At 70.3% G+C, this 10,993-nt stretch carries 10 protein-coding genes; 3 read left to right on the top strand and 7 right to left on the bottom strand.

All coding sequences use genetic code 11. From position 1 onward, the window contains the following. Window positions 1-45: 45 nt before the first annotated feature. From JGR64_RS02510 to lptF, 4 genes are all read right to left on the bottom strand, one after another. Window positions 46-1,221: a phosphoglycerate kinase gene (locus JGR64_RS02510; protein WP_199374953.1), complete on the bottom strand. Its 1,176-nt coding sequence runs from the start codon at window positions 1,219-1,221 to the stop codon at window positions 46-48. A 282-nt stretch (window positions 1,222-1,503) separates the two neighbouring features. Beyond that, on the bottom strand, window positions 1,504-1,920 hold the full coding sequence (locus tag JGR64_RS02505) for a hypothetical protein (protein WP_199375160.1): 417 nt from the start codon (window positions 1,918-1,920) through the stop codon (window positions 1,504-1,506). Between the two features lie 189 nt (window positions 1,921-2,109). After that, window positions 2,110-3,219, bottom strand: coding sequence for an LPS export ABC transporter permease LptG (lptG, locus tag JGR64_RS02500; protein ID WP_199374952.1), 1,110 nt, complete (start codon window positions 3,217-3,219; stop codon window positions 2,110-2,112). Further along, window positions 3,216-4,316: an LPS export ABC transporter permease LptF gene (gene lptF / locus JGR64_RS02495; RefSeq protein WP_199374951.1), complete on the bottom strand. Its 1,101-nt coding sequence runs from the start codon at window positions 4,314-4,316 to the stop codon at window positions 3,216-3,218. The genes lptG and lptF overlap by 4 nt, the downstream gene beginning before the upstream one ends. Window positions 4,317-4,459: 143 nt before the next feature. Here lptF and JGR64_RS02490 point away from each other — a divergent pair, with 143 nt between their 5' ends. The 3 genes from JGR64_RS02490 to JGR64_RS02480 are packed head-to-tail and all read left to right on the top strand — an operon-like array spanning window position 4,460 to window position 9,331. Then, window positions 4,460-5,938, top strand: coding sequence for a leucyl aminopeptidase (locus tag JGR64_RS02490; protein ID WP_199374950.1), 1,479 nt, complete (start codon window positions 4,460-4,462; stop codon window positions 5,936-5,938). Window positions 5,939-5,946: 8 nt separating this feature from the next. Beyond that, window positions 5,947-6,390 carry a DNA polymerase III subunit chi gene (locus tag JGR64_RS02485; protein ID WP_199374949.1) on the top strand — a complete coding sequence of 148 codons (444 nt, stop codon included), beginning with the start codon at window positions 5,947-5,949 and terminating at the stop codon, window positions 6,388-6,390. A gap of 43 nt (window positions 6,391-6,433) precedes the next feature. After that, complete coding sequence (locus tag JGR64_RS02480; protein ID WP_199374948.1) at window positions 6,434-9,331, top strand: valine--tRNA ligase; 2,898 nt, start codon at window positions 6,434-6,436, stop codon at window positions 9,329-9,331. Window positions 9,332-9,344: 13 nt separating this feature from the next. On the opposite strand, the gene rimI is transcribed toward JGR64_RS02480, so the two are convergent. The 3 genes from rimI to pssA are packed head-to-tail and all read right to left on the bottom strand — an operon-like array spanning window position 9,345 to window position 10,860. After that, complete coding sequence (gene rimI, locus JGR64_RS02475; RefSeq protein ID WP_199374947.1) at window positions 9,345-9,827, bottom strand: ribosomal protein S18-alanine N-acetyltransferase; 483 nt, start codon at window positions 9,825-9,827, stop codon at window positions 9,345-9,347. Beyond that, entirely contained in the window at window positions 9,824-10,087 is a 264-nt protein-coding gene (locus JGR64_RS02470; protein WP_233348374.1) for a hypothetical protein, read from the bottom strand. The genes rimI and JGR64_RS02470 overlap by 4 nt, the downstream gene beginning before the upstream one ends. Next, entirely contained in the window at window positions 10,084-10,860 is a 777-nt protein-coding gene (gene pssA, locus JGR64_RS02465; RefSeq protein ID WP_199374946.1) for a CDP-diacylglycerol--serine O-phosphatidyltransferase, read from the bottom strand. Before pssA ends, JGR64_RS02470 begins: the two co-directional genes overlap by 4 nt. Window positions 10,861-10,993 lie beyond the last annotated feature (133 nt).

Below are 10,993 nucleotides of genomic sequence, written 5' to 3'. Positions count from 1 at the left end.
CCCGTCCGGGAGCCTACACGAAGGCCACGGGGCGGCGAACGCTGCTCAGCCCGCGCGCTGCTCCAGCGCGGCAACCGCCGGCAGCACCTTGCCTTCCAGGAACTCCAGGAACGCGCCGCCGCCGGTGGAGATGTAGGAGATGTCGCCGGCAATGCCGTACTTGTCGACCGCCGCCAGGGTGTCGCCGCCGCCGGCGATCGAGAACGCAGGCGACGCCGCGATCGCGCGCGCCAGCGTCTCGGTGCCCTTGCCGAACGCATCGAACTCGAACACGCCGACAGGCCCGTTCCACAACACCGTGCCGGCCTTGGCGATCATCTCCGCGTAACGCGCGGCGGTCTCCGGGCCGATGTCGAGCACCATCTCGCCGTCGGCGATCGCGTCGACCGGCTTCACCGTCGCCGGCGCATCGGCCTTGAACGCCGGCGCCACCACGACGTCGGTCGGCACCGGTATCTCGGCGCCACGCGCGCGCGCCTTGGCCATGATGTCGCGCGCGGTGCCGAGCAGGTCGACTTCGTGCAGCGATGCACCGACACCGTGGCCTTCCGCGGCAATGAAGGTGTTGGCGATGCCGCCGCCGACGATCAGCTGGTCGACCTTGCCGACCAGCGACGACAGCAGCTCGAGCTTGGTGGACACCTTGGAGCCGGCGACGATTGCCAGCAGCGGACGCGCCGGCTGGTGCAGCGCCTTGGCCAGCGCATCCAGTTCGGCCATCAGCAGCGGGCCGCCAACCGCCTGCGCGGCATGGTGGATCACGCCGTGGGTGGACGCCTGCGCGCGGTGCGCGGTGCCGAACGCGTCCATCACGAACACGTCGCACAGCGCGGCATACCGCTTCGCGAGCGCTTCGTCGTCGGCCTTCTCGCCGACGTTCATGCGGCAGTTCTCGAGCAGCACCAGCTGGCCAGGGGCCACGTCGACGCCATCGAGGTAGTCGCGCACCAGCGGCACGTCGCGGCCGAGCAGCTCGGACAGGCGCAGGGCGACCGGCGCGAGCGAATCCGCTTCGCTCCAGCTGCCCTCCGTGGGGCGCCCGAGGTGCGACATGACCATCACCGCGGCGCCGGCGTCGAGCAGCGCGCGCAGCGTCGGCAACGACGCGGTGATGCGCTGGTCGGAGGTGACGCGGCCGGCGGCCACGGGCACGTTGAGGTCCTGGCGGACCAGGACGCGCTTGCCGGCGAGGTCGAGGTCGGTCATGCGGAGGATGGTCATGCGTGGCTGCCGTGGTTCCGGGGGCCGGTATTGTCGACGGGCCCTTCGGAGGATTCAAACTGTGGAAAAGCCCGTGGGCCCTGTGGTGGCCGGGAGGCGACTTTGGGTCACCCGAGAGCAAAGACCAAGCCGAGGAGCAAAGCCCAAGCCGGAGCGCAATGCCCGGGATCGCTGGGTGTGCCTTTGAGCCACCGCGTAGTGGGGCGTACCGGGTGGTACCCGGCACGGCCACAAAGAAAAACCCCGCTTTCGCGGGGTCTCCGGTCACGACGTCAGTGACGCTCAGCGATAGCCCGAGTCGTCCTTGTTGTGGATGATCCAGATCAGGTTGCCGCCGGTGCCCATCGACTCGCCGGCGAACACCAGCCGGCCCTGGCCCTTGTAGGCCATCTCGTAGCGGTAGCGGTCGCCGCCGAAGAAGAACGGGATGAACGCCTTGCCAGTGACATAGGCGCCCTGGTCGGTGGGATCGCCCACCAGATCGGTCACCTGCTTCATCGGCATGCCGATCTCGAGCTTGGTGAACTTGCTGCCCGCCGCCGGCTTGCCGGTGATCTCGCCTTCCCAGTCGCCCAGGCCGGTGACGGTCTCGCCATAACCCGCCTCGACCTTGGTCGAGTCGATGACTTCACCGTTTTCGTTCATCCACGCCGGCGTGCCCTTCTCCTTGCCGCCACGACGTGCTTCGGCGTCCCCCATGCCCAACAGGCCGACGCCCACGATCATGGCGACGGCCGCGGCCATACGCATGCTGCTCTGCATCTTCTGCTTCTCCGTCTGGTAGTTGCGCCCCGGTGTCTCGGCATCCCCTGCTGCGGGCGCGGCGCGCCACCCGGAGTCATGGATCAACTGTGTACCTGCCGGCACGCGCCACCGCAACCTGGGATTTCACCCACTCCGGCGTCGGAAAAGCAGCCAGGACACGAACAACATGACCGCCGGCGGTACCGCGTACGCGAGCCGGTAATCGAAGCGGTACACCGCCGCCAGCTTCACCGCCTGGGCCTGGAGCAGCCAGAACCCGAGCGCGAACACGATGCCGATGAACAGCCGCCTCCCCAGCCCGCCGCTGCGCAGCGAACCGAAGGCGAACGGAATCGCCGCCAGGCACAGCGCCAGCACGTTGAACGGATAGAACCAGCGACCCCAGTAGTGCTCCTGGAACTCGCTGGCATCCAGGCGGTTGCGCCGGCGGTACTCGATGCCTTCCGCCAGGTCGCGGGCGGGCATGTAGCGCGGGCGGAACGCGCTGCCGGCGCTGGCGGCGAGCGCGGCGGCGTCGAGCTGCGATTCCCAGTGCTCCTCGCCGATGCTCGTCGCGCTGACCTCGCGCGGCTCGAAGTACACGCGGCGCACGTCGCGCAGCAGCCAGCCACTGGCGCGATGTTCGGCCACGGCGGCGTCGGCGATCGATTCCAGTCGTCCGTCGTCGTCGAACTCGAACAGGCGGACGCCGTTGAGTTCCAGCCACGCATCCTTGCCGTCGCTGCGCTCCTGGCCGGTGCGGGCGTTGAGGAAGGTGTTGCCCTCGCGTGCCCACAGGCCCGAGTACTGCGCCACGATCATGTCCTTGGAGCGCGCCGCCGACTTCATGGCGTCGGCGCTGCGCTGGGCGCCCGGCGCGAGGGTCTCGCCGTTGAGCATCATCGCCACCGTCAGCAAGACCAGCGGCGCCGCGACCGAGAGGCTCAAGCGTCGCCGCGACACGCCCAGCGCGCGCAGCGCGGTGAGTTCGGTGGTGGCCGCCAGCTGGCCCAGGCCCATCAGCGTGCCGATCACCGCCGCGGTCGGGAACATCACGTAGGCGCGTCGCGGCACGGTATAGGCGACATAGGTGACCACGCTGACGAAGCCGTAGTCGCCATCGCCCATGTGCTTGATCTCCTGCACGCCGGCCAGCACCGCATCCAGGCCGACCAGCACCATCCAGGTCAGCAGCACGGTGACCGCCACGGTGCGCGCGGCATACAGGTCGTGGATCTTCGGGAACGGCATCATCGCGCCGCCTCCGCTGCCCGCGCCCGGCGCCGCGGCGCGGCCACGCTGCCGTCGCGGAAGTACATCCACGTGCCCAGCGCCAGCAGCGGCAGCACCAGCCACCACAGGCCCAGCGCCACCGGGATCTTGCCGTCGGCGATCCATTCGGTGCCCAGCAGCATCAGGTTGATGCCGATCACATACGCCAGGAAGCCGAGCACGATGCGGCCGTAGCGGGCCTGGCGCGGCGGGCTGCGCGCCAGCGGCACCGCGAGCAAGGCGAATGCCAGCGCCAGCAGCGGTGGCGCGATGCGCGCATGCAACTGCGCGCGCGCCTCGGGCCTGGCGTCGCCGAGCAGCGCCAGGGTGGAGTCGTATTCCGGGTTTTCGCTGGCCGGCCGGGTCTCGGCGTCGGGCAGGCGCATCTCGTTGCCGGCGTAGCGCATCATGCGGAAATCCAGGCCTTCGGCGAGCGGACCTTCGACGCGGAAGCCCTGGTCCAGCTTCAGGTAGCGCTCGGCGCCGTCGACCGAGAGTTGCCCGGTGCGCGCGGTCGTGACGTCCATGCGCTCCTCGTCCGAGCGGTAGACGAACACCCGCGCCAGCGCCGAGCCGTCATCGGACATCGCGCCCACGTAGACCACGCCGCCGCCGCCGGGCAGCTCGACGAAGCGCCCGGCCTCCAGCCCGGCCAGCAGCAGGCTGCGGTTGCCCTCCGCCACCATCCGCTGCGAATAGTCGTTGGCCCACGGGCCCAGCCACAGCGAACAGGCGCCGATGAAGCTGGCCACCGGCAGCACCAGCATCATCAGCGGGCGCAGCAGGCGCCGCGGGCCGACGCCGGTGGCGATCAGCACCGGCATCTCGGAATCGCGGTACAGCCGCCCGACGCCCAGCAGCAGACCCAGCATCAGCCCCAGCGGCAGGATCAGCGGCAGGTAATTCAGCACCTGCAGGCCCAACTGCGACAGCATCAGCCCGGCCGGCACCCGCCCGCGCGCGATGTCGCCCAGCACGTCCGCGAAAACCCCGCCGAGGCTGACGATCAGCAGCACGACCAGCGCCGCGAAGGTGGCCTGGGCGAATTCGCGGAACAGGTAGGTGTCGAGCTTCGGCATCCGGCAGCGGCCTTGCATTAGAATCGGGGGTTCGTCCATACACCGCATCGGCCGCGCCAGGACCTGGCGCTGCGGCGCATCCGCCGCATTCTAGAAGCGCCGATTGTAAGGAACACTTCACGAGAACCGCAGAACAGGATCCCATGAGCCTTCAACTTGCCCTGAACCAGACCCCACCCGCCGCCGCCCAGGTCGACTGCGTGGTCGTTGGCGCCTTTGCCGACAAGACCCTTGCGCCGTCCGCGCGCGCGCTCGACGAGGCCAGTGGTGGCCGCCTGTCGGCGCTGGCCGCCCGTGGCGACCTCGACGGCGCCACCGGCCGCAGCACGCTGCTCCTGGACCTGCCGGGCGTGGCCGCGCCGCGGGTGCTGGTGATCGGCCTGGGCGAGGCGGGCAAGTTCGCGGTGCCGCAGTACCTGAAGGCCGTGGCCGATGCCGCGCGCGCGCTGAAGACCGGTCCGGCGCGTTCGGCGCTGCTGACGCTGTCCGAGCTCGAGGTTGCCGGCCGCGACGCCGCCTGGGCGATCCGCCAGGCCGCCATCGCCGCCAGCCACGCCAGCTACCGCTACGTCGCCACGCTGGGCGAAAAGAACAAGAAGCGCGACGAGAAGGGCCTCGAGCGCCTGGAGATCACCGGCAGCGATGCCGCCGCGCTGGCCCAGGGCCAGGCGATCGCCGCCGGCGTCGAGTTCACGCGAGAACTCGGCCACCTGCCACCCAACATCTGCAACCCGGCCTACCTGGCGCAGCAGGCCGGCGATTTCGCGTCGCGCTTCGACAAGGCCAGCTGCGAGGTCCTCGAGCGCGAGGACATGGAGAAGCTCGGCATGGGCTCGCTGCTGGCGGTCGCCCGCGGCTCGGCCAATGCGCCGAAGCTGATCGTCCTGAAGTGGAACAACGGCGGCGACGCCAAGCCCTACGTACTGGTCGGCAAGGGCATCACCTTCGACACCGGCGGCGTGAACCTGAAGACCCAGGGCGGCATCGAGGAGATGAAGTACGACATGCTCGGCGCCGGTTCGGTGATGGGCACGTTCGTCGCGGCCGCGGGCATGGATCTCCCGATCAACCTGGTGGTGGTGGTGCCGGCGGTCGAGAACGCCATCGACGGCAACGCCTACCGCCCCTCCGACATCCTCACCAGCATGTCCGGCAAGACCATCGAGGTCGGCAACACCGATGCCGAGGGCCGCCTGATCCTGTGCGACGCGCTGACCTATGCGCAGCGCTTCGAGCCGCAGGCGCTGGTCGACGTGGCCACCCTCACCGGCGCCTGCATGGTCGCCCTGGGCAGCTTCGCCACGGGGCTGATGAGCAAGCACGACGACCTGTCGCAGGAACTGCTGGCCGCCGGCGAGCACGTGTTCGACCGCGCCTGGCGCCTGCCGCTGTGGGACGAGTACCAGACCATGCTCGATTCCACCTTCGCCGACGTCTACAACATCGGCGGCCGCTGGGCCGGCGCGGTGACGGCGGGCTGCTTCCTGGCGCGCTTCACCGAAGGCCAGCGCTGGGCGCACCTCGACATCGCCGGCAGCGCCAGCCACAGCGGCAAGAGCGGGCTGGCCACCGGCCGCCCGGTCGGCCTGCTGTCGCAATGGCTGCTGGACCAGGCGGGCTGAGCCCGCCCGTGGCCCGCGCCGACTTCTACCTGATCGCCAAACCGCGGTTCCGCGACGAACCGCTGCTGCTGGTCTGCGAGCTGGCGAAGAAGGCGCAGGCCGCCGGCCAGCCGATGCTGGTGCTGGCCCGCGACGCCGACCAGGCCGAACGGCTCGACGACCTGCTGTGGTCGTTCGACCCCGACGCCTACGTGCCGCACCAGATCGCCGGCGCCGGGTTCGACGATGACGACGACGGCGGCGAGGATGAAGCCGACGTGCTCATCGCCGCGCCCGGCAGCGACGTGCCGCTGCGCGCGCTGGTGCTCAACCTGCGCGATGCGCCGGTGGAAGGCGACTTCGAGCGCGTGCTCGAGGTGGTACCCGCCGACGACTCCGCGCGTGGCCCGCTGCGCGAGCGCTGGACGCAGTACAAGGCGCGCGGCCTGGACCTGAAGAAATACGACATGTGACGCGGGGGTCCGCCCCCGCCCTGCCCCGACCACGAGCCCCTGAATGACCCTCGCCACCGGCTACGACCCCAAGTCCTTCGAATCCCGCCTGTACGCGCAGTGGGAAGCCAGTGGCGTGTTCGCGCCCTGCGGCGACGGCCCCGCGTACTCGATCCTGCTGCCGCCGCCGAACGTCACCGGCACCCTGCACATGGGCCATGCGTTCCAGCACACGCTGCAGGACGCGCTGGTGCGCTACCACCGCATGCGCGGCTTCCGCACGCTGTGGCAGATGGGCACCGACCATGCCGGCATCGCCACCGAGATGGTGGTCGCGCGCAACCTAGACCGCGAGGGCCAGGGAGAAACCCGCGACTCGCTCGGGCGCGAGCGCTTCATCGACAAGGTCTGGGAGTGGAAGGGCCAGTCCGGCGACACCATCGCGCAGCAGATGCGCCGCGTCGGCACCTCCGGCGACTGGTCGCGCAGCGTGTTCACCATGGATCCCATCGCCTCCACGGCGGTGGTCGAAGCCTTCGTGCGCATGCATGCCGACGGCCTCATCTACCGCGGCCAGCGCCTGGTCAACTGGGATCCGGTGCTGAAGACCGCGATCTCCGACCTGGAAGTGGTGAGCGAGGAAGAGGACGGCTTCCTGTGGTCGATCGCCTATCCGCTCGCGGATGGCGCGCACTACGAGCACGTCGAGCACGATGCCGACGGCAACGAGACCCTGCGCGAGACCCGCGACTACCTGGTGGTCGCCACCACGCGCCCGGAAACCATGCTCGGCGACAGCGCGGTGATGGTGCACCCCGACGACACGCGCTATGCGCACCTGGTGGGCCGCAGCGTGACCCTGCCGCTCACCGGGCGCGAGATCCCGGTGATCGCCGACGCGTACGTGGACCGCGCGTTCGGCACCGGCGTGGTGAAGGTGACGCCGGCGCACGACTTCAACGACTACGCGGTGGGGCAGCGCCATGGCCTTCCGCTGCGCAACATCCTCACCGCCGACGCGCAGGTGGTGTCCGGCGATGACGCGATCCCGGCCGCGTACCGCGGCCTGGACCGCTACGACGCGCGCAAGGCCGTGCTCGCCGACCTCGAAGCTGCGGGCCTCATGGTCGAAACCCGCGCGCACAAGCTGCAGGTGCCGCGCGGCGACCGCACCGGCCAGGTCATCGAGCCGTGGCTCACCGACCAGTGGTTCGTGAAGATGGACGGCCTGGCGCAGCGCGGCCTGGCGCTGGTCGAAGGCGCGGACGGCGCGCCGGGCGATGTGAAGTTCGTGCCCGGCAACTGGATCAACACCTACCGCCACTGGATGGAGAACATCCAGGACTGGTGCATCAGCCGCCAGCTGTGGTGGGGCCACCGCATTCCGGCGTGGTACGCCGACGACGGCCGCATCTTCGTCGGCCGCGACGAGGCCGAGGCGCGCGCGCACGCCACCGAAGCCGGCTACAGCGGCACGCTCAGCCAGGACAGCGACGTGCTGGAGACCTGGTTCTCCTCGGCGCTGTGGCCGTTCAGCACCATGGGCTGGCCCGATGCCGACGCCATGCGCGAGCGCGGTTTCGAGCAGTTCATGCCGTCCAGCGTGCTGGTCACCGGCTTCGACATCATCTTCTTCTGGGTCGCCAGGATGATCATGATGACCGACCATCTCACTGGCCAGGTGCCGTTCCACGACGTCTATGTCACCGGCCTGGTCCGCGACAAGGACGGCCAGAAGATGTCCAAGTCGAAGGGCAACATCCTCGACCCGCTGGACCTGATCGACGGCATCAGCATCGATGCGCTGGTGGCCAAGCGCACCGCGGGGCTGATGCAGCCGAAGATGGCGGAGAAGATCGCGAAGGCCACGCGCAAGGAGTTCCCGGACGGCATTCCCGCGTTCGGCGCCGATGCGCTGCGCTTCACCATGGCCGCGCTCGCCGGCCCCGGCCGCGACATCAAGTTCGACCTCGCCCGCGCCGAGGGCTACAAGAATTTCTGCAACAAGCTGTGGAACGCCACGCGCTTCGTGCTGATGAACACCGAAGGCATGGCGGATGCGAGCGTCGTTGCGGCGGGCGACATGGCGGAACTTCCCCTCGCCCCGGTCACCGATCCCGAGAAGTGGATCCTTGCCCGCCTCGCCGCCGTCACCGCGCAGGCCGAAACGCACTTCGCCAGCTACCGCTTCGACCTGCTGGCGCAGGCGCTGTACGAATTCGCGTGGAACGAGTTCTGCGACTGGTTCGTCGAACTGGCCAAGCCCGCGCTGCAGGGCGACACCGGCACGGTCGAGGGCCGCGCCGCCGCCGACAGCACGCGCCGCACGCTGCTGCTGGTGCTCGAGCGCCTGCTGCGCCTGCTGCACCCGCTGGTGCCATTCGTCACCGAGGAGCTGTGGCTGCAGGTTGCACCGCGCCTGGGCATCCCCGCCGACACCATCATGCTGCAGCGCTATCCGCAGGCGGGCGATTTCGCCGGCCTGGACGTGGCGCGTGCCGAGGCCGACGTGGAATGGCTGAAGGCGATGGTGTCCGCGCTGCGCCGCATCCGCAGCGAGCTCGGCGTGTCGCCGGCCAAGTCGATCCGCCTGCTGCTGGCCGGCGGCAGCGCCGACGACGCCGCACGTGCGCTGCGCTTCGCGCCCGAGCTCAGGTTCCTCAACCGGATCGACGCGATCGAGGCGATCGCCGACGAGCCGCCACCGTCCGCCGCGGCCATGGTCGGCGAGCTGTGCCTGTACGTGCCGCTGGAAGGCCTGGTGGACCTCGACGCCGAGCGCACCCGGCTCGACAAGGAGTTGAAGCGCGTGGCGGGCGAGCTGGCGAAGTCGCAGGCCAAGCTGGCCAGCGAGACCTTCGTCAGCAACGCGCCGGCGGCGGTGGTCGAACAGGAGCGCACGCGCCTGGCCGACTGGAACGCGCAGCGCGACACGCTGTCGGCACAGCGCGCGCGGCTCTAGCGCCGCGCGTCAATCACTCCATCGGGTCGAACAGCTCGATCGCCATCACGATGGCGTCCTCGCGGCCCTGGTCGGCGGGGTAATAGCGCGGGCGGCGGCCGATCTCGTTGAAGCCCTCGTCCTCGTAGAGGGCGATGGCGTTCGGATTGGACGGACGCACTTCCAGGAACACGCGGCAGGCGCCGCGGCCGCGCGCCTCGCGCAGCAGCGCACGCAGCAGGTGCCGGCCGTAGCCGCGGCCCTGGCGGTCGGGGTCCACGCAGACGTTGAGCACGTGCGCCTCGTCGGCGGCGATGCTGAGCACGCCGTGGCCGATCAGCACGCCATCCAGCGCCAGCACCCAGGCGGGATAGCCCGAGCGCAGGCAGTCGCGGAAGATCCCCGCCGTCCACGGATAGGGGTAGGCGCGGCGCTCCACCACCATCACCGCGTCCAGGTCGGCCTCGCGCATCGGCCGCATGGTCGGCTGCAGCGCGGGCTCGACCGCGGCGCTCATCCCGGCGCGCCACCGCGCAGCGCGCGCAGCCGCGGCCACAGCGCGCGCTTGGCGCGCGGATCACCACGCAGCAATGCCAGTGGCGGCAGCGCACGCAGCAGCGCCGCGGCGCCCGGATCATCGATCGCCCGGCGCGCGGCGCGCAGCAGGGCGTGCGCGAGTGCATCGTCCGGGACTTCGTCACCCGGCACCGGCGCGCGCGCATAGACCTGGTGGCCGAGCGCCTCCAGCACCTCGCGCTGCCAGGGGTCCCAGCTCACGCCACGCCACCGCCGGTGCGCGTGCGGCGCAGGCGCCACAGCCACAGCGCCGGGCCGGACAGTGCGTACACGCCCAGCACCGCGAGCAGGGTCTTGGGCGGGTCGATCCACAGCGCGATCAGCGCTGCGACGATGAGCAGCAGCGAGAAGAACGGCACCCGGTCCGAGCCGGGTCCGCTGCCGCGGCCCTTGAAGCTGGTGTAGCGGAACTGGCTGACCATCAGCAGGCCGCAGACCACGGTGATCGCCAGCGCCGCATAGCGCATGGCCTCGCCGCTGAGGTCGAGCGTGTGGAAGGTCCACACCGAGCTGGCCATCACCCCGGCCGCGGCCGGGCTGGCCAGGCCGATGAACCAGCGGCTGTCGACCTTGCCCACCTGGCTGTTGAACCGCGCCAGGCGCAGCGCCGCGCAGGCGGCATACAGGAACGCGGCCAGCCAGCCGACCTTGCCCAGCGTGGTGCCGTCGAGCTTCATCGCCACCAGCGACCAGTGGTACATCACCAGCGCCGGCGCCATGCCGAAGCTCACCAGGTCGGAAAGCGAGTCGTACTGCACGCCGAAATCGCTCTGGGTATTGGTGAGCCGTGCCACGCGGCCGTCGAGGCCATCGAGGATCGCGGCCACGAAGATCGCGATGCACGCGGCTTCGATACGCCCCTGCGAGGCGGCGATGATGGCGAAGAACCCGCCGAACAACCCACCCGTGGTGAACAGGTTGGGCAGCAGGTAGATGCCGCGCGCGCGGCGCGGCTGGGGCGTCTGGTCATCCATGGGGGCAAGTGTACCCGCGGGGCGACCGGCACCGCCGCGCGCGCCGGTCACGGAACAGCGCCGCCGCGCTTGCGCCCGCCGCCGGCCGGTGCTGCAATCGCGGGCCAACGCCTTGACAGGCAGGAGACCCCGC

The sequence above is a fragment of the Luteimonas sp. MC1572 genome (assembly GCF_016615815.1).
Classification (GTDB): Bacteria; Pseudomonadota; Gammaproteobacteria; order Xanthomonadales; family Xanthomonadaceae; genus Luteimonas.
This window is presented reverse-complemented; position numbering and strand designations above follow the sequence as displayed.

What these genes read in the sequence shown, in the direction of transcription:
- JGR64_RS02510 (WP_199374953.1), bottom strand. Translation starts at nt 1,221, where the DNA reads ATGACCATCCTCCGCATGACCGACCTCGACCTCGCCGGCAAGCGCGTC.
- JGR64_RS02505 (WP_199375160.1), bottom strand. Translation starts at nt 1,920, where the DNA reads ATGGGGGACGCCGAAGCACGTCGTGGCGGCAAGGAGAAGGGCACGCCG.
- lptG (WP_199374952.1), bottom strand. Translation starts at nt 3,219, where the DNA reads ATGATGCCGTTCCCGAAGATCCACGACCTGTATGCCGCGCGCACCGTG.
- lptF (WP_199374951.1), bottom strand. Translation starts at nt 4,316, where the DNA reads ATGCCGAAGCTCGACACCTACCTGTTCCGCGAATTCGCCCAGGCCACC.
- JGR64_RS02490 (WP_199374950.1), top strand. Translation starts at nt 4,460, where the DNA reads ATGAGCCTTCAACTTGCCCTGAACCAGACCCCACCCGCCGCCGCCCAG.
- JGR64_RS02480 (WP_199374948.1), top strand. Translation starts at nt 6,434, where the DNA reads ATGACCCTCGCCACCGGCTACGACCCCAAGTCCTTCGAATCCCGCCTG.
- rimI (WP_199374947.1), bottom strand. Translation starts at nt 9,827, where the DNA reads ATGAGCGCCGCGGTCGAGCCCGCGCTGCAGCCGACCATGCGGCCGATG.
- pssA (WP_199374946.1), bottom strand. Translation starts at nt 10,860, where the DNA reads ATGGATGACCAGACGCCCCAGCCGCGCCGCGCGCGCGGCATCTACCTG.